Genomic DNA, 17698 nt, shown 5'->3' on the forward strand with positions numbered 1-17698 from the left:
GGGAATGCCGTCAAAAGCGCGGACTGGCGCGGTGTTGTTGATGCGTGGGGAATGCCGCTACAGGGCGGGAAACAGCTCCGCCTGGGCTGGCGCCTGCCGCGTCACGACGGCCGGATCGGACAAGGTCGAGATGCGCACGCCCAGCAGGCGGATTTTCTTTTCAAATGGCACGCGCCGCAAGCAATCGCGGCTGGCGCGCAGGATGGCGGCGGCGTCCGCCGTGGCGCTGGGCAAGGTGATGTCGCGCGTGACGGTGCTGAAATCCTCGAAGCGCAGCTTGATGCCCACCGTGCGCCCCGCCAGCGACTGTTTATCCAGGTCGCCCGCCACGCGCGTGCACAGGCTTTCCAGCTTTTCCGACAACGTGGCGCGGTCGCGCACCACCTGCAAGTCGCGCTCGAACGTCGTTTCGCGGCTGACGGACTTGGTTTCCCGGCTCGTCTGCACAGGGCGGTCATCGATGCCCAGCGCCGCCTGGCGCAGCCAGCCCGTGTACAGGTCGCCAAACTGCGTGCGCAGCATGGCCATGTCGGCCTGCGCCAACTCGCCGATGGTGACTATGCCCAGCGCTTCCAGCTTGGCCGTCGCCTTCGGGCCGATGCCGTTGATCTTTTTCGCCGGCAAGGGCCAGACCCTTGTTTCGATATCCTCGGGCGACAAGATGGTGAGTCCGTCGGGTTTTTCCAGGTCGGAACAGATTTTTGCCAGCAATTTGTTGGGCGCCAGGCCGATCGAGCACGACAGCCCCGTCGCCTCGAACACGGCCGCCTTCAGGCGCGCCGCCATGGCCGGCGCCTGCTCGCCGTATTCGGTGAGGTCGACATAGATTTCATCGATGCCCACATTCTGGATGATCGGGCACAGCTGGGCCACGGCTTGCTTGAAGCGCGCCGAATACTCGCGGTAGGCCTCGAAATCGGCTGGCAGCAGGATGCTGTCGGGCGCCAGCTTGGCCGCCTTCATGATGCCCATGGCGGAAAACACGCCAAACGCGCGCGCCGCGTAGGTCGACGTGGTGACGACGCCGCGCCCCACGTAATCGCGCATGCGCGCAAATTGCCGCGTGCCATCTTCCTGCAACACGGGCTGCTGCAGGCGCCCGCCGCCGATGACGACGGCTTCGCCGCGCAGTTCCGGATACTTCAACAGTTCCACGGAGGCAAAGAAGGCATCCATGTCCAGATGGGCTATCCAGCGGCGGGCCGCGGGCGGCTCGGGAAGGGGGGAAGCAGATGCGGTCAAGGACACCTCGCGGCGAGATACTGTAATTATATACAGTATCGCTGGAAATGCCCGTGGATGCAAGTTGAAACGCAGGAGCCGGCGGTTGCTTTTCTCAATAGCAAGATTACAATCCTGACACAACTATTCAAAGGAGTCGCCTTGTCTATCGCTCATCACGCTGCGCGCCGCCGGTCCGTCTGGTCATCCATCTTGCCGGCCCTGCTGCTGTCCACCCTGGCGCCATCCGCGCTGGCCACCGACGCCGCCACCACCATCGCCACGGCCGCCGCGCCTGTCGCCGCCAAGACGGCCTGGCAGGAAACGCGCCACGGCAGCGTCGTCACGGACGACTACCGCTGGCTGCAAAAGAAAACCGATCCTGCCGTGATCGATTACCTGAATGCGGAAAACGCCTACACGGCCGCCGTCACGGCCCCGATCCAGCCGCTGGCCGACAAGCTGACTGCGGAAATCAAGGGGCGCATGCAGGAAGTGGACTTGTCCGTGCCTGCGCGCCAGGGCAACTTTTACTATTACACGCGCACGGAAGCGGGCAAGCAATACCCGCTGCATTGCCGCCGTCCCGTCGGCGCCAGCGGCGCCTACGATGCGCAGGCGGCCGAGGAAATCCTGCTGGACCAGAATCAATTGGCCGAAGGCCACAAATTTTTTGCCGTGCGCGCCTTTGCCGTCAGCCCGAACGAGCAGCTGCTGGCCTACACCACCGATACGACGGGTTTTCGCCAATATGAACTGCATGTCAAGGATTTAAAGACGGGCAAGTTGCTCACCGACAGCATGCCGCGCGTGACTTCCCTGGCCTGGGCGGCGGACAACGCCACCCTGATGCTGACGCAGGAAGACGCCACCACCAAGCGCGCGGACCGCTTGTTCCGCCTGCCGCTGGGCGGCACCTTGCAACAGGTCTACCACGAGCCGGTGGAACAGTTCGCCATCGGCGTGAGCCGCACGCGCGACCATCGCTACTTTGTGCTCACCGCGCGCAGCACGGACACGAGTGAGGTGCTGCTGCTGCCGACGAACCAGCCGCAAGGCAGTTTCCAATCCGTGCTGAAGCGCGAAAAAGGCCACCGCTACGGCATCGAGCACCGCGACGGCCAGCTGTACATCCTGACCAACAAGGACGCGAAGAATTTCCGTGTCGTCAGCGCGCCATTGAGTGCCCCGCAGCCGAAGCACTGGAAAAGCGTCGTGCCGCACAACAAGGATGCCGTGATCCAGTCCATCGACGTCTTCCAGGGCTACCTGGTGGTGATGGAAAAGGCGCGCGCCCTGAACCGCGCGCGCATTCTTGATTTCGCGCACAAGAACTGGAAAACGGTGCAGTTCGACGACCCCGTCTACCTGGCCACGGCGGCCGGCACGCCGGAATTTTCCGCCACGCAATTTCGCATGTCTTACCAGTCGCCCGTCACGCCGCCTACCGTCATCGACGTGGCCATGGCGGATGGCAAGCGCACGGTGCTGAAACAGCAGGAAATCGTCGGCGGCTTCGATGGCAGCCGCTACACGACGCAGCGATTGTGGGTGACGGCGCGCGATGGCGTGCAAGTGCCGCTGTGGATCGTCTACAAGAAAGGCGTCAAGCTCGACGGTTCCGCGCCGCTGCTGCTGTACTCGTATGGCTCGTATGGCATCTCGACGGAAGCGAGCTTTGCCATCAGCCGCATCAGCCTGCTGGAACGGGGCGTCATCTATGCGCAGGCGCACATCCGCGGCGGCACCGACATGGGCGAAGCGTGGCATGAAGACGGCATGCTGATGAAGAAGAAAAACACCTTCAATGACTTCATCGACAGCGCCGACTACCTGGTGCGCGAAAAATGGACCAGCCCGAACCGCCTCATCATCCAGGGCGGCAGCGCGGGCGGCCTCCTGATGGGCGCCGTCGTCAACATGCGCCCCGAGCTGTTCCACGCCGTGCACGCGGCCGTGCCGTTCGTCGACGTGATGAACACCATGATGGACGCCAGCCTGCCCCTGACGACGGGTGAATACCTGGAATGGGGCGACCCGAACCAGAAGGCGGCCTACGACTACATGCTCAGCTACTCACCCTACGACAACATTGCACGCAAGAATTATCCTGCCATGCTGGTGACGACGGGCCTCAACGACAGCCAGGTCATGTACTGGGAACCGGCAAAATATGTGGCCAAGCTGCGCGCGTATAAAACGGACGGCAATCCGCTGCTGCTGAAAACGAATATGGGCGCCGGCCACGGCGGCGCTTCCGGCCGCTACAACGCCATCGCCGAGAATGCGTTCAATATGGCGTGGATGCTGTCGCAGTGGGGTATTACAGAGTAAAGTGAAAAAAAGCGCTTGCAGAAGGATTTGAGCCGTCCTATAATAGCGCCTCTTCCAGACGTGGTGACAAACGTCGGGATGGTTTTCTGAGACAAGCAAAGGGTGCTTAGCTCAGTTGGTAGAGCGGCGCCCTTACAAGGCGTAGGTCGGGAGTTCGAGCCTCTCAGCACCCACCAAATCAGAAAACTGTCCAGTGCTTCATGGATCAGCAATACAGATCATACGAGCTTGGAGTGGTAGTTCAGTTGGTTAGAATACCGGCCTGTCACGTCGGGGGTCGCGGGTTCGAGTCCCGTCCGCTCCGCCAATAAAAGAAAAGCCCTTTGGTTCCCAGAACCGAAGGGCTTTTCCCATTTCAGAAGCCAAAAACGCGTCACGACGCCCTTCCCGGAACATTTTTGCGCTTTTCAGCAAAAAAACTGCAGTTACCCCTCAAGAATAGTTGCACAAGCGGGAAAGCGCCCCCTATAATAGTGCCTCTTCCAGACGTGGTGACAAACGTCGGGATAGTTTTCTGGGTATGCGGGTGCTTAGCTCAGTTGGTAGAGCGGCGCCCTTACAAGGCGTAGGTCGGGAGTTCGAGCCTCTCAGCACCCACCACCAATACAGAAAATTATCCAGTGCTTCATGGATCAGCAACACAGATCATACGAGCTTGGAGTGGTAGTTCAGTTGGTTAGAATACCGGCCTGTCACGTCGGGGGTCGCGGGTTCGAGTCCCGTCCGCTCCGCCAATAAAAGAAAAGCCCTTTGGTTCTCTGAACCGAAGGGCTTTTCCCATTCTGGGGTCAGCCCCTCAACACCGCCGACGTCAAGCCCAAAGCTAACTTATCCGGAGGTCTGACCCCGGCTGTTAGAATCAGCGCTCTTGCCGACTCTGCCGCTCCTGCCTGATGCGTCTGCCCCGCAGCCTTTCCCCCTACCTCGCCCTGCGCTTGCGCCTGGCCCATCATGCGTTACTGCAATTTGCCGCCAGCCTGGCCAGTTCCATGGAAATTCTCGTGTTCCTGGCCGGTCCCGTCGTGCTCGGATTGCTCAGCGTCATCGCCCTGCCCGGCTTTCTCGCCATGAGCCTGTCCTGGCCCGCCGCGTTGGGTCTCCTGGGCGCGCAAGCCCTGCTCACCTGCCTGCCCGCCTGGCTGCTGCGCAAACGCCTGCTGCCGGCCCCTGTCGCCGCCTGGCTGCGCCAGCTACCGTTGCCGCCGCGCCTGCGCTGGCAAGCCGATGTGGCCGTGGCCGGCCTGCTGATGCTGCCGCTGGGCCTCGCCTATGCCGTCTCGGCCGCCATCTGGCTGCTGCAGTCGCCGCCCTGGCTGCGCCCGGTTGCCGCGCCCGGCATGGCCGCCACCGTCGCCGTCTGGCTACTGGCCTGGCTGCTGACGACGCTGATCGTGGCGCGGCGCCTGCGCGCGCCGCGCGCCGCACACAGGGCGCGCCCGCCCGCGATGACGGCATACGTGCCGCAACGGCCCCGCTGGCGCACCCTGTTCCTGTGGCGCCAGCTATTCTGGCTGCCGTTCTGGCGCAACGACAATGTGATCGGCCTGCAGCAAAGCGTGCTGCTGGCCACGGCTGGCGCCAGCATGCTGGCCTGGCTGCTGCGCGCACCGCTCGTGCCCGCGCCGCTGCTCGGTTTACTGGCCAGCGCCAGCCTGGTCATTGTGACGGACCGGGGCGACAAGGCCGTGCGCGAACAACTCGCCGTGCTGCGCCCCGCATTGAACGCCTGGCCCCTGGCCGGCGCGGCCTTGACGCGCCTGGCCTGCGCCGCCAGCCTGCTGCCCGCCTTTGCCGTGCTGCTGGCAGGCGCCGTCTTGCTGTACGCCGTCGATCCCGCCGCCTTGCAGCAGCGCGTGACCAGGGTGTACGCCGTCACGGCCGGCGCGGCCCTGCTGGCCATCGTCGGCCTGCCCCGCCTGACGGCGCGCGGCCGCGTCGCCCTCGTCGTTTTCTCCATCCTTGCCTTGAGCGCCATCGGAAGCGAATTATGGAATTGAACCCGCCTACTCCCGTGCTGCACGTCGAGCACCTCGATTTTCACTTTCCCACGCATAGCGTCTTCCAGGGCGTCAATCTGCAATTCGGCCCCGGCGTCACCTGGCTGCGCGGCGCCAACGGGGCCGGCAAGACCACCCTGCTGAAGCTGGCGGGCGGCGCCCTGCTGCCAGCGCGCGGCGCCATCCGCCTCGATGAGGTCGACAGCGGCGCCATGCCGCTGGCCTACCGCGCGCAAGCCTTCTATTGCGGCGGCGACGCCCCCGCCCTGCCCTGGCTGCAAGTGCACGAGTTTCTCGACCTGCACCTAGCCCTGTATCCGGGCAGCGACCAGGCCTTGCTGGATGACGAACTGGAAGCGTTCGCCATCACGCCAACCTTGCGGCAAAGCATCACCGCCCTCTCGCTGGGCCAGCACAAAAAGCTGCAACTGGCGCTGGCCCTGGCCTTGCCCGTGCGCCTGCTGCTGATCGACGAGCCGTTCAACGGCCTCGACGCGGCGGCCGTGGCGCATCTGCGCGCGCGCCTGGCCGAGCCGTCCCGCCTGGCGCGCCAATGCATCGTGCTGACCAGCCACCTGGCGCCGGACGTGCCCCTGGCGGCGACGGTGGAAATATAGACGGAAAATACAGCTTTGCAGATCGACCAAGGACAGCTTACGATGCCATGTTGCAAAAACCGGCGATCCCGGCGCAACCACGACGACAACGCGGCGCGGCTATTCACCGCGCCCGGCTTATTCTTGGAGAAATCATGTTGAACACCCACCGCAGCGCCCTGGCCATCCTGTGCGCCGCCTTTGCCACCTTTGCCACCTCGGCCAGCGCCGCCGGCCCCACCGGCACGGCCGCCGACCATGGCAGCAGCGCGCCGCACAGCGCCGCCCAGCGCAGCATCGAGTTGCAGCCGGACACACGCCACATCAACGTCACGCGCGGCGAAACCGTCACCATCGCGCGCGCCGGCCAGCGTTTTACGTGGCACGTGCAAACTTTTAACCATCGGACGACATTCGCCCTGAGCGACATCGCGCCGAAGGACATGGCCGTTGACGGTATTCAAGTGTATGTGGCCGCCAATCCCCTGTACGCAGGCAGCTAAGTTTCTTCTACGCATAAAAAAAACCGGAAGCACCTTGCGGCGGTTCCGGTTTTTTTACGGCGCGACAGCTTACGCCGTCAGCGCTTCCTTCGCTGCCGCTTCATCGACCACTTCCTCGTCGTCCGAGCGGATCAGGTGGTCAAAGGCGGACAGGGCTGCCTTGGCGCCTTCGCCGGTGGCGATGATGATCTGCTTGTACGGCACCGTGGTGACGTCGCCGGCCGCGAACACGCCGGGGATCGAGGTCTGGCCGCGGGCGTCGACTTCGATTTCGCCGTGGCGCGACAACGCTACCGTGCCTTTCAGCCATTCCGTGTTCGGCACCAGGCCGATTTGCACGAAGACGCCTTCCAGTTCGACCTTCTTCGACTCGCCGCTGACGCGGTCCGTGTAGGAGAGGCCATTGACGATCTTGCCGTCGCCGTGAATCTCGGTGGTTTGCGCCGAGGTGATCACGGTCACGTTAGGCAGGCTGTGCAGCTTGCGTTGCAGCACCGCGTCGGCCCGCAGTTCCGCGCCGAACTCGATCAGGGTCACGTGTTTCACCAGGCCGGCCAGGTCGATCGCCGCTTCGACGCCCGAGTTGCCGCCGCCGATCACGGCCACGCGCTTGCCCTTGAACAGCGGGCCATCGCAGTGCGGGCAGTAGGCGACACCGTGGTTGCGGTATTCCTTCTCGCCCGGCACGTTGATTTCGCGCCAGCGGGCGCCGGTGGCCAGGATGACGGTCTTGGCTTTCAAGATCGCGCCATTCGCCGTTTCGATCTGCACCAGCTTGCCCGGCGTCAATTTCGCGGCGCGCTGGGTGTTCATGATGTCGACCTCGTATTCCTTGACGTGCTGTTCCAGCGCCACGGCGAACTTCGGTCCATCCGTTTCCTTGACCGAGATAAAATTCTCGATGGCCAGGGTGTCGAGCACCTGGCCGCCGAAACGCTCGGCCAGCACGCCCGTCTTGATGCCTTTGCGGGCCGCGTAGATGGCCGCTGCCGCGCCGGCGGGGCCGCCGCCGACGATCAGCACGTCGAACACGTCTTTCTTGTTCAGTGCCTCAGCCTGGCGAGCGCCGGCGTTGGTGTCGAGCTTGGCGAGGATTTCCTCGACATTCGTGCGGCCCTGGCCGAAATGCTCGCCATTCAGGAACATCATCGGCACGGCCATGATCTGGCGCGCTTCCACTTCTTGCGGGAACACGCCGCCATCGATGGTGGTGACCTTGATGCGCGGGTTGATCACCGCCATCGCATTCAATGCCTGCACCACTTCCGGGCAGTTATGGCAGGAGAGCGAAATAAACGTTTCAAACTCGTAATCGCCGTCGAGGTTGCGGATCTGCTCGATCACGGCGTCGTCGAACTTGATGGTGTGGCCGCCCACTTGCAGCAGCGCCAGCACCAGCGACGTGAATTCGTGGCCCAGCGGCACACCGGCGAAACGCACGCCGATATCGGTGCCCGGGCGGTTGATGCTGAACGACGGGGTCCGTACGCCAGCGTCAGTGCGCTCGACCAGCGTGATCTTGTCGCTCAACAGGACTATTTCCTGGAGCAATTCTTTCATCTCGCGGGCTTTTGCGCTGTCATCGAGAGAAGCGACCAACTCAAGCGGATACACCACTTTTTCCAGGTAGGATTTCAGTTGGGTTTTGAGGGTTGCGTCTAACATGATTTTTTCCTTTTCTACAAATATTTAGGCGAATGCCGGGCCGGACACCCGGTCCGGCATCGCGGTAACTACTTGTTTGCTGCTAGATGTTGCAAGGCTTCAAGACTTAGATCTTGCCAACCAGGTCCAGCGATGGGGTCAGGGTGGCTGCGCCTTCCGTCCATTTGGCTGGGCATACTTCGCCTGGGTGGTTCGCCACGTACTGGGCGGCTTTGACTTTGCGCAACAGTTCCGCTGCGTCACGGCCGATGCCGTTGTCATGCACTTCCAGCACTTTGATGAAGCCGTCCGGATTGATGACGAAGGTACCGCGCAGTGCCAGGCCTTCTTCTTCGATCATGACTTCGAAGTTGCGCGACAGGGCGCCGGTCGGGTCGCCGATCAGTGCGTATTGCACTTTCTTGATCGCGTCCGAGGTGTCGTGCCAGGCTTTGTGCGCGAAGTGGGTATCGGTCGAGATACCGTAGACATCGACGCCCAGTTTCTGGAATTCAGCGTGGTGATCGGCCAGATCTTCCAGTTCGGTTGGGCAAACGAAGGTGAAGTCGGCTGGGTAGAAGACGAATACCGACCACTTGCCTTTCAGCGACGCTTCCGTCAGGTCGACGAATTTGCCATTGTGGTAAGCGGTTGCCTTGAATGGTTTAACTTGGGTATTGATCAGCGACATAGTCATTTCCTCTCGTGTGGTGAATCAGTAAGACTCTAGTGTAAGGGGTTTTAACCCATATGCAAAATTGATTGTCACAATAGTTTCAATTGGTTTTAGCTATCATGACGCCATGGGAACTCCATGATAGGCAGTTCCCACGGGATTGGATAGCGGCAGCAGTGGATACCCCTGCCGCCGCCAGGTCTTTAATTTTTGAGTTCTTCCGGGACCTTGCCGCCGTTTTCGGCCAGCTTGATCATCACCTGGCGGTGCAGCCAGATGTTCATGCTGGCCGAATCATTGGTGTCGCCCGTGAAGTGCAGCTCTTGCGCCAGTTCCTTGCGCGAAGCCAGGCTGCTGTCGAGTTGAAGCAATTTCATCAGGTCGACGATGGACGTGCGCCAATTGAGTTTTTCCGCGTTCTTGCTGGCCAGGTCGACCAGCACCACTTCCACGTCCACCACGGGCACGGCAGCCGCTGGTGCAGCGGCCGCCGGTGCCGCCGCCGGTGCGTCGGTAGCGGCAGCTGGCGTGGCAGCCGGTGCGGCGTCGGACGAATGGTGGAAGATTTTGTTGTAGATATTGCTGAAAATGCCCATGAGGTCACCTCGAGTTGAGTGAATGGAAGAAGGTATGCCTGCGCTCCAGGTCCAGGACCCGTGACAGCAATGCCGGGCGCAGGCGCCAGCCCGTCGAGTATAAGCCCGTTCAGGCCGGGAGCCCTGTCCCGCAGGCCCAGTGGCAATCTGGTGGCAGGGCACGCCTGTTTCAAGGATGCAAGGGCCGCCGCGCGTGCAGCAAGGCATCGAACGCTTCGCTGGTCAGCGGCGGCGCAAACAGCTCGCCTTGCGCGAAATCGCAGCCGATCTCCAGCAGCCGCGCGCGCTGCTCGTCGGTCTCCACCCCTTCGGCGATGACCCGCAAGCCCAGCTTGTGGGCCATGGTGACGATGGCTTCGCACAGCACCAGTTCGCTGGCGCCGGGCGCCAGCTTGCGCACCAGCACGCCGTCGAGCTTCAGGTAATCGATGCCGCACTGCTGCAATTGCGTCAGCGAGGCATGGCCGCTGCCGAAGTCGTCGAGGGCGATCTGCAGACCCGCCTCGCGCAGGTGCTGCAAGCGCGGCGCCATGCTGGCGCCACCAGGTAAGAGGACATCTTCGCGCAGGTCGAGCACGATGGCCGAGGCCGGCACACCGAGCGCCGCCAGCTGGCGCAACCAGGTGCCGGGCGCCTCCACTTCGCGCTGCAATTCCAGCGGCGATTGATTCAGGCACAGCTGCAGTCCCGGCAAGCCGATGGTCTGGCCCTGCGCGCGCCAGCGCAGCAATTGCGCGGCCGCCGTGCGCAACGCCCAGTCGCCGATCTCCACGATCAGGCCGCTGCTTTCGGCCAGCGCCAGGAAATCCGGCGGGCAAACCAGACCGCGCTGCGGATGGTGCCAGCGCAGCAAGGCTTCCGCCTTCTCGATGCGTCCGCTGTCCAGCGCGACGATGGGCTGGTAATGCAGTTGCATCTGCTGTTCGCGCAGGGCCGTGCGCAAGTCCGCCCCCAGGCGCATGCGGTTGACGGCCGCCACCTGCATCGCGGGCGTGAAATAACTGTAGCGGTTGCGCCCCGCCCCTTTCGAGACATACATGGCCTGGTCCGCATGCTTGAGCAGGTCCTCGATCGTGCCCGCGTCATCGGGATACAGGGTGATGCCGATCGAGGCCGAGACGAAGGCCTGCTCCTGCCCCAGCTGGAACGGCGCCAGCAAGCCGTCGAGTATCTGCCGCGCGATGCGGTCGACTTGCTGCAAATCGTCGAGGTCGGACAGGATCACCGTGAATTCATCGCCGCCCAGGCGCGCCACCGTGTCCGTCTCGCGCACGCCCACGCGAATGCGCCGCGCCGCCTCGATCAGCAGGATATCGCCCTGGTGGTGACCCAGCGTGTCGTTGACTTCCTTGAAATGGTCGAGATCGATGAACAGGATGGCGACGCGGCGGCTGTCGCGCCGGCCCTGGGCCAGCGCCTGGCGCAAACGCTCATGGAACATGCGCCGGTTCGGCAGTTGCGTCAAGGTATCGAAATTGGCTTGCTGCCAGATCAGCGCTTCCGTTTGCCGCTTGTCCGTCACGTCTTCCAGCATGCACAGGTGGTGCGGCCCGCCATGGCGCGCCGTGGCGATGGCCGTCACGGAAGCGTCGACCCACACCACGCCGCCATCGGGCCGCACGATGCGCTTGGCGTGGCGAAAGCCCTGCATGCGCCGCGCCAGCAGTTGCGCCACCTGCTCCTGCTCGCCGGCCACGTCGTCGGGATGGCTGATCTCCATCCAGCTCGAGCGCTTCATGTGTTCCAGGCTGCGCCCGCTGATGGCCAGGTAGCGCGGATTGATGTCGAGAAACTGTCCGCTCAGGGTATCGATCAGGGCGATGCCCATGGGCGCTTGCTCGAACATGGTGCGAAAGCGCAATTCCCCCTGGCGGATGGTTTCCTCGGTGCGGCGGCGCTCGCGTGCCAGGTTGTTGAAATGAAAGGCGGCCGACACGGCCAGCAGGCTGCCCGCCAGGCCCAGCGACAGGTACAGCCAGCCCAGCTCGGCGCCGGGCACGGGGCGGTACAGGAAGCCCTGGTACAGGCGGCTGTCCGTGGCATTGCGCGGCAGCACGCCCATGTCCGCATACGTGTCGGCGATGTGCTGCCAGCGCTCGGGATTCATGTAGCCGAGCTCCACCAGCACGGGTTGCAGCAGCAATTCCATCTGCTGCGCCTCGTACAGCAGATGCGCATGATCATGGCGCTGGCTGTATTTGGCATGGATCACGCGCGCCATTTCCTCGCGGTGCGCCATCGCGTATTGCCAGCCGCGCAGGCTGGCCGCGCGGAACGCCTTCACGCGCTCGGGATGGCGGCGCAGCTCGTGCTCGCTGGTAAACAAGTTGTCGCCGTAGAAATCGATACCGGCCGTGCGCGGCGTAAACTGGTAATAGGGAAAGCCCGCCCGGTCCAGGTAGTCCGGTTCGTTGGTGGAATACGCGGCTATCGCATCGACCTTGCCATCGATCAAATCCTCGACCCGGTAGCTGGGCGGCAAATGGCGCATCTGCTGCGGCGCGACGCCCATTTTCTGCAGGAACAGCAACACCTCATTGGAAGCGGACGCCGCATCGGCAGGCGCGCCTATCATCACGGGGGCGCCTGCCAGCCGGCGCACGTCGGGCGCGCCGCCATGCTGGCGCATCAGCAGCACGCTGGGCGAATGCTGGAACACCACGGCCAGCACCACCAGGGGCTTGCCCGCCAGCCGGCTGAGCAACAAGGTGCTGTTGCCCACGCCATACTCGGCCTTGCCCGTCAGCACGGCCGCCTCGGCAAGCGGCACACCGCCGCCTTCGACCAGGGTCACGTCCAGCCCCGCCTCGCGGTAATAGCCTTGCTCGATGGCCGCGTAATAGCCGGCGAACTGGAACTGATGCGTGAAATTGAGGTGCAGGGAAACGGCTTCCAGCGCCCGGGCCGGTGTGGCCAGGCACAGCAGCAGGAAAAAAAGGCCGCGCCAGGCGCGCGCCAGCCTGCCGGCGGGCGGCAAGACAAGGCGGAAAGCGTCGGGGGCTTTCATCGGCATGGCGGAACACCACAGGAAGCTGCCAGGCTGGCAGGGGTAAGGCTATTGTAGCCGCCCCTTTTGCCGATGAACAATTATTTCAGTGAGGACAAGTGCGTTGATGTTTTTGGCAAACCATTTCGCGTTTATGTGCGCTAGAACACGACGCCGGCCACCAAAATGATGTTGGCGTACGGACTGCACTCGCCCGTGCGCACGATGGCGCGCGCGCCCTTCGACAATTGCTTGAACTCCTCGTGCGTCACCTGGCGCGCATCGGGCAGGGACAAGGCCGCCACCTGCGCCGCCATGGTCGGATTATGCTGCGGCAACTCGCTGGCGAGCAGATGGTATTCCACCTGCATTTCAGTCAATACCGTGTTGACGGTGTCGATGAAGCCGGGGATGCCGCGCGTCAGGGCCAGGTCGATCAGGGGCACGCCCGGCTGCGACGGCAAGCCCGCGTCGCCGATGACGAGCATGTCGCCATGGCCGAGCGAAGCGATCATTTGCGACAGCGCAATATTAAGCAGCGGTGATTTTTTCATGGGCGTGGTGTCGTTAGAACAGCTCGTGCAAGTGGGGGATCGAGGTTTGCGCGCCAGGCTTGGTGACGCTCCAGGCGGCCGCGCGCTGGCCTTGCTGGATCGCTTCGGCCTCGTCCATGCCGGACGCCAGGCCCGCCACGAAACCGCCGATGAAGGTGTCGCCGGCGGCCGTCGTGTCGACGGCTTGCACCACTTCGGCCGGGAAGTCGTAATCGCCGCCATACAGGGCCGCGTGCACGCCCTTGGCACCCAAGGTGATGATGACGTTGTCGCTGCCCAGCTTTTGCAGCGCGGCGGCCAGCGCCTTGGCATCCGCGCCGTCCGGGCTGACGCCGGCCAGCATGGCCGCTTCGATTTCATTCGGAATCAGGTAGTCGACCAGTTCCAGCACGCCGTCCGGCAGGCTGGCCGCCGGGGCCGGGTTCAGCACCACGGTCTTGCCCAGCGAGCGGGCCAATTTGATGGCGTGCACGACGGTGGTCATCGGCGTTTCCAGCTGCAGCACGACGATATCGGCCTGTTCGATCAGCTCCTTGGCCGCGTCGATATGCGCGGGGCTCAGTAAATCGTTGGCGCCGCCGGCGATGACGATGCTGTTCTGGCCATTGTCGTCCACCAGGATCGAGGCGATGCCGGACGCCACGCCCGGCAAGGTCGTGACGTGGCTGTCGATGATGCCGTCACCGACGAGCGCCGCGCGCAGGGTGGCGCCGAACGCGTCGTCGCCCACGCAGCCGACCATGGCCACTTGCTGGGCGCCCGCCACCTTGCCGCTCAGGCGCGCGCAGGCCACGGCCTGGTTGGCACCTTTGCCGCCAGGAATGGTGCGAAACGCGCCGCCCGTCAGGGTTTCGCCGGGAAGGGGCATGCGCGGCACGCGCAAGACCAGGTCCATATTGATGCTGCCGATAACCACGATCATGATGTCATTCCCATCAGTTCAGTTGCAGGTGAAGAAAAAGGGGCCGGCGCGGCGGCCGCGCTGGAGCCGCGCACGTGCAGTGCGGGGGCGATGCTGCGCTGCTGGCGCGGCAGGGCGGGGTCGGCGATGCGCGCCAGCAGGCAGGCCGCCGTGATGTGGCCCAGCTCGCGCGTATTTTGCGCCACGCTGGTCAAGGCCGGGTGCACGAAGCTGGCCAGGTCGATATCGTCGAAGCCGACGACGGCCAGCTCGCCCGGCACGGCAATGCCGCGCTCGGCGGCGGCGCGCAAGGCGCCGAAGGCCATCAAGTCGTTACAGCAGAACAAGGCGTCCGGACGCTGGCCCTTGGGCAGCGCCAGCAAGTCCAGCGCGGCCGCGTAGCCGCCCGCGCTGGTAAAGTCCGCATGGCGGCACAGGGCGTCGGCCAGGACCACGCCCGCGTCCGTCATGGCGCCGCGCACGCCGGCGATGCGCTCGTTGGAAATGCTCACTTCGCGGGGACCGGCGATGCAGGCCAGGCGCCGGCGTCCCAGGCCCAGCAAATGGCGCGCCGCCAGGGCGCCGCCGGCGCGGTTGTCGACGGCCACGGCATCGATGGACAGGTCGCTGGGCGCACGGTCGAGCAGAACGGCCGGCACCTTCATCTTGCGCAGCAATTCGCCGTCGCTGTCGGCCAGCGCGGACAGGATCAGGCCATCGCAGCGCTTGGTCAGCAGCACGTTCAGGTAGTCGCGCTGCTTGACGGGGTCGTCATCGGAATTGCACAAGATCACGCTGTAGCCGGCCGCGTAGCAGCTGTCCTCGATGCCGCGCGCCACTTCCGAAAAATACGGGTTCGTATTATTGGGAATGATCAAGCCGATGGTGCCCGTGCTGCGGCTGCGCAGGGAACGCGCCAGCGCGCTGGGCACGTAATGCAATTGTTCCGCCGCCGCCAGCACGGCGCGGCGCGCCTCGTCGCTGACGGGGCGGGTATTGTTGAGGACGTGCGAGACGGTGGTGAACGACACCCCCGCCGCCTGCGCCACTTGCTTGATGGTTGCCATGGGCGATGCGTCGCTTAGGCGCGTTCGCCGCGGCGGCGGTAGGTGTCGAGCACCACGGCGGCGACGATCACCAGGCCCGTGACGATGCGTTTCACGGGTTCCGACACGCCCACTTGCGCCAGGCCCGCTTCCAGCACGGAAATGATCAGCACGCCGATGAAGGTGCTGATGACGGAACCGCGCCCGCCCATCAGGCTCGTGCCGCCGATCACGACGGCGGCGATCACTTGCAATTCCATGCCCACGCCACCGTTCGGGTCGGCCGCTTCCAGGCGCGACACCTGGAACAGCGCGCCCACGCCGGCAAGAAAGCCCATCAAGGCAAACACCAGCACTTTCGACGGCTTCGTATTGATGCCGGACAACCGCACGGCTTCCTCATTCGTGCCGATGCCGATCCAGTGACGTCCCAGCACCGTGCGCGTGAGCACCAGGTGGCCGATGACGACGATGGCGATCGAGGCGATGAAGGCGGGCGACAGGCCGAAGGCGATTGGCGAGCTGATGCCGTCGACGGCGCTGCCGATGTATTCCGTGCGCGAGTTCGTCACTTGATAGGCCAGGCCCCGCGCCATTTCCAGCACGCCCAAGGACACGATGAACGAGGGAATGCGCCAGCCGACGGAAATCAGGCCAGTCGTCGCGCCGCACAGGGCGGCGACGAACATGCCCAGCAGGGCCGCGCTCCACACGGGCCAGCCCCAGTGCACGACGGCCAGGGACAGCACGGAAGCGGCCAGCGCCATCACGGAACCGACGGACAGATCGATGCCGCCGATGATCAGCACGAACGTCATGCCGACGGCCATCACGACCAGGGTCGGGATATTGTTCGACAGGGTGCTGAGGGTAGCCAAAGTAAAAAAGTTTTCGCTGGCAAACGAGAACAGCACGCACATGGCCAGCAGGGCGCCGATCAGGCCCGCATAGTTTTTCAGGTCGGCCAGGCTGCGCTGCAGATACGAAGGAGAGGAATGGGTGGTCATGGGAATCTTTCCGGCGGATCAGGCCGCAGCTGGAGTGGAAGTGGGGGTCAAATAGCCGGAGAAGGCGGCCGACAGCAGCGCGTCCTGGCTCCAGGCGCCGCGCTCGAAGGTGTCGACGATGCTGCCCGCGCTCATCACGGCGATGCGGTCGCAAATCAGCATCAGTTCGCGCAAGTCGCTCGAGACGATGACGAGGCCCTTGCCCTGGCGCGCCTGTTCGGCCAGCACCTGATAAATATCAAACTTGGCGCCGATATCGATGCCGCGCGTGGGCTCGTCGAACAGCATGACGGGACAGTCGCGGTACAGCCAGCGGGCGATCACCACCTTTTGCTGGTTGCCGCCGGACAGCTCGGCCACCGTTTGCGCGCTGTTGCGCGAACGGATGCCCAGGCGCCCGATGTAATCGTCGGCCACCGTCGCTTCGGCCGCGTCGTTGAGCCAGCCCGCGCCACTGACGGTATCGAGCGACGCCAGGGTCGTATTCACGGCGATGGACTGGCGCAACAATAAACCTTGTCCCTTGCGGTCTTCCGTGATCATGGCGATGCCCGCTTGCACGGCCGCCTGCGGCGAGTGCAAGGCGGCGGGCGTGGCGCTGTCACCGAGGAACACCTCACCGGCGTCGGCGCGGTCGGCGCCGAAGATCAAGCGCAGCAATTCCGTGCGGCCCGAGCCGATCAAGCCGGCGATGCCGAGGATTTCGCCGGCGCGCAAGTCGAACGAGGTCGGGTTGACCACCTTGCCGCGCGCCAGTCCGCGCACGCGCAGCAGCGGCGCGCCGATGGTGCGCCCGCTCAAGTCCACCGCATCGTCGGCCGAGCGGCCCACCATCAGGCTGACCAGGTCGGCGGCGGAGTGGCCGGCGATGTCGTCATCGCACACCAGCTGGCCGTCGCGCAGCACGGCGATGCGGTCGGCCACGCGCTTGAGTTCTTCCAGGCGGTGGGAAATATAGATGATGCACACGCCGTCGGCTTTCAGGCGTTCGATCTGCAGGAACAGCAGCTCGACTTCGCGGTGCGTCAGCATGGCCGTCGGTTCGTCGAGCACCAGCAGGCGGCAGGCACCGATCAGGTTGCGCGCGATCTCGATCATTTGCTGGTGGCCGATGCCCAGTTCACCCACGAGTGTCCACGGGTCGAGGCCGCCCAGGCCGACTTTTTCCATCTGTTCGCGCGCATCGCGTTCGAGGCGCGTACGGTCGATGAAGCCGAAACGCTGCGGCAGATTCTTCAGGTACAGGTTTTCCGCGATCGACAAGGTGGGAATCAAATTGAGTTCCTGCATCACCATGCGGATGCCCAGCGCCTCGGCGGCGCCGCGCGAGGCGGGCTGGTAAGGTTTGCCGTCGAGCAGCATCGTGCCCGTAGTGGCTTGCTCCAGGCCGCAAATGATCTTTGACAAGGTGCTCTTGCCCGCGCCATTTTCTCCCGTCAGCGCCAGCACCTGGCCGGGGGCGAAGCGCAGGCCCACGCCACCGAGGACGGGGCCGACATAGGACTTGCCGATGTTATCGAGCGTTAACAAGGGGATGGCGGCTGGCGCCGGGGGAATGTCGGTGGGCATGATAAAACTCCGCGGTAGTGGCGGCGGGGCCGGCGCGCGCGTACTCACAAGTACGCGCAGGCGCCGGC

At 64.1% G+C, this 17698-nt stretch carries 14 protein-coding genes and 4 tRNA genes; 8 read left to right on the top strand and 10 right to left on the bottom strand.

Annotated features, from left to right (window positions below):
• Nucleotides 1–57 precede the first annotated feature (57 nt).
• Nucleotides 58–1242: a DNA polymerase IV gene (gene dinB, locus J0O65_RS05810; protein WP_285896778.1), complete on the bottom strand. Its 1185-nt coding sequence runs from the start codon at nt 1240–1242 to the stop codon at nt 58–60.
• Nucleotides 1243–1383: 141 nt separating this feature from the next.
• On the opposite strand from dinB, the gene J0O65_RS05815 reads away from it, so the two are divergent.
• The 8 genes from J0O65_RS05815 to J0O65_RS05850 all read left to right on the top strand — a co-directional run bounded on the left by J0O65_RS05815 (nt 1384) and on the right by J0O65_RS05850 (nt 6651).
• Nucleotides 1384–3555 (top strand): S9 family peptidase, encoded by a 2172-nt coding sequence (locus J0O65_RS05815; protein ID WP_215405013.1) that lies wholly within the window; start codon nt 1384–1386, stop codon nt 3553–3555.
• Between the two features lie 100 nt (nt 3556–3655).
• Nucleotides 3656–3731 (top strand) — tRNA-Val (locus J0O65_RS05820).
• A gap of 54 nt (nt 3732–3785) precedes the next feature.
• Nucleotides 3786–3862: transfer RNA gene (locus J0O65_RS05825), tRNA-Asp, on the top strand.
• Between the two features lie 217 nt (nt 3863–4079).
• A tRNA-Val gene (locus tag J0O65_RS05830) sits at nt 4080–4155 on the top strand.
• A 57-nt stretch (nt 4156–4212) separates the two neighbouring features.
• Nucleotides 4213–4289: transfer RNA gene (locus J0O65_RS05835), tRNA-Asp, on the top strand.
• 159 nt (nt 4290–4448) lie between these two features.
• Nucleotides 4449–5552 carry a hypothetical protein gene (locus J0O65_RS05840; protein WP_215405015.1) on the top strand — a complete coding sequence of 368 codons (1104 nt, stop codon included), beginning with the start codon at nt 4449–4451 and terminating at the stop codon, nt 5550–5552.
• Nucleotides 5543–6169, top strand: a complete 627-nt coding sequence (locus tag J0O65_RS05845; protein ID WP_215405017.1) for an ABC transporter ATP-binding protein — start codon at nt 5543–5545, stop codon at nt 6167–6169. Before J0O65_RS05840 ends, J0O65_RS05845 begins: the two co-directional genes overlap by 10 nt.
• A gap of 134 nt (nt 6170–6303) precedes the next feature.
• A complete protein-coding gene (locus tag J0O65_RS05850) occupies nt 6304–6651 on the top strand; it encodes a CzcE family metal-binding protein (RefSeq protein WP_215405019.1) in 348 nt (115 codons plus the stop codon).
• Between the two features lie 69 nt (nt 6652–6720).
• On the opposite strand, the gene ahpF is transcribed toward J0O65_RS05850, so the two are convergent.
• The 9 genes from ahpF to J0O65_RS05895 form a co-directional block, all read right to left on the bottom strand.
• Nucleotides 6721–8316 (bottom strand): alkyl hydroperoxide reductase subunit F, encoded by a 1596-nt coding sequence (gene ahpF, locus J0O65_RS05855; protein ID WP_215405021.1) that lies wholly within the window; start codon nt 8314–8316, stop codon nt 6721–6723.
• 106 nt (nt 8317–8422) lie between these two features.
• Nucleotides 8423–8986, bottom strand: coding sequence for an alkyl hydroperoxide reductase subunit C (ahpC, locus tag J0O65_RS05860; protein ID WP_077398190.1), 564 nt, complete (start codon nt 8984–8986; stop codon nt 8423–8425).
• A 188-nt stretch (nt 8987–9174) separates the two neighbouring features.
• On the bottom strand, nt 9175–9567 hold the full coding sequence (locus J0O65_RS05865; protein ID WP_215405023.1) for a DUF3597 domain-containing protein: 393 nt from the start codon (nt 9565–9567) through the stop codon (nt 9175–9177).
• Between the two features lie 169 nt (nt 9568–9736).
• The gene (locus tag J0O65_RS05870) at nt 9737–12580 is read right to left on the bottom strand and encodes an EAL domain-containing protein (protein ID WP_251373524.1); all 2844 of its coding nucleotides are present in this window, start codon (nt 12578–12580) and stop codon (nt 9737–9739) included.
• Nucleotides 12581–12714: 134 nt separating this feature from the next.
• Entirely contained in the window at nt 12715–13107 is a 393-nt protein-coding gene (rbsD, locus tag J0O65_RS05875) for a D-ribose pyranase (RefSeq protein WP_215405025.1), read from the bottom strand.
• A 13-nt stretch (nt 13108–13120) separates the two neighbouring features.
• Nucleotides 13121–14029 carry a ribokinase gene (rbsK, locus tag J0O65_RS05880; RefSeq protein WP_215405027.1) on the bottom strand — a complete coding sequence of 303 codons (909 nt, stop codon included), beginning with the start codon at nt 14027–14029 and terminating at the stop codon, nt 13121–13123.
• Entirely contained in the window at nt 14026–15075 is a 1050-nt protein-coding gene (locus J0O65_RS05885) for a LacI family DNA-binding transcriptional regulator (protein WP_215405029.1), read from the bottom strand. The genes rbsK and J0O65_RS05885 overlap by 4 nt, the downstream gene beginning before the upstream one ends.
• Before the next feature lie 14 nt (nt 15076–15089).
• A complete protein-coding gene (locus tag J0O65_RS05890; RefSeq protein ID WP_215405031.1) occupies nt 15090–16061 on the bottom strand; it encodes an ABC transporter permease in 972 nt (323 codons plus the stop codon).
• Between the two features lie 18 nt (nt 16062–16079).
• Nucleotides 16080–17630, bottom strand: coding sequence for a sugar ABC transporter ATP-binding protein (locus tag J0O65_RS05895; protein ID WP_215405033.1), 1551 nt, complete (start codon nt 17628–17630; stop codon nt 16080–16082).
• Nucleotides 17631–17698 lie beyond the last annotated feature (68 nt).

Origin of the sequence: Janthinobacterium sp. JC611 (genome assembly GCF_018682595.1) — a bacterium.
GTDB lineage: Bacteria > Pseudomonadota > Gammaproteobacteria > Burkholderiales > Burkholderiaceae_D > Janthinobacterium.

Bases quoted from the DNA above. Each gene is read 5' to 3' on its own strand.
- J0O65_RS05885 (WP_215405029.1), bottom strand. From the start codon at position 15,075: ATGGCAACCATCAAGCAAGTGGCGCAGGCGGCGGGGGTGTCGTTCACC.
- ahpC (WP_077398190.1), bottom strand. From the start codon at position 8,986: ATGTCGCTGATCAATACCCAAGTTAAACCATTCAAGGCAACCGCTTAC.
- J0O65_RS05865 (WP_215405023.1), bottom strand. From the start codon at position 9,567: ATGGGCATTTTCAGCAATATCTACAACAAAATCTTCCACCATTCGTCC.
- J0O65_RS05870 (WP_251373524.1), bottom strand. From the start codon at position 12,580: ATGCCGATGAAAGCCCCCGACGCTTTCCGCCTTGTCTTGCCGCCCGCC.
- rbsD (WP_215405025.1), bottom strand. From the start codon at position 13,107: ATGAAAAAATCACCGCTGCTTAATATTGCGCTGTCGCAAATGATCGCT.
- J0O65_RS05850 (WP_215405019.1), top strand. From the start codon at position 6,304: ATGTTGAACACCCACCGCAGCGCCCTGGCCATCCTGTGCGCCGCCTTT.
- J0O65_RS05890 (WP_215405031.1), bottom strand. From the start codon at position 16,061: ATGACCACCCATTCCTCTCCTTCGTATCTGCAGCGCAGCCTGGCCGAC.
- J0O65_RS05845 (WP_215405017.1), top strand. From the start codon at position 5,543: ATGGAATTGAACCCGCCTACTCCCGTGCTGCACGTCGAGCACCTCGAT.
- J0O65_RS05840 (WP_215405015.1), top strand. From the start codon at position 4,449: ATGCGTCTGCCCCGCAGCCTTTCCCCCTACCTCGCCCTGCGCTTGCGC.
- ahpF (WP_215405021.1), bottom strand. From the start codon at position 8,316: ATGTTAGACGCAACCCTCAAAACCCAACTGAAATCCTACCTGGAAAAA.
- rbsK (WP_215405027.1), bottom strand. From the start codon at position 14,029: ATGATCGTGGTTATCGGCAGCATCAATATGGACCTGGTCTTGCGCGTG.
- J0O65_RS05895 (WP_215405033.1), bottom strand. From the start codon at position 17,630: ATGCCCACCGACATTCCCCCGGCGCCAGCCGCCATCCCCTTGTTAACG.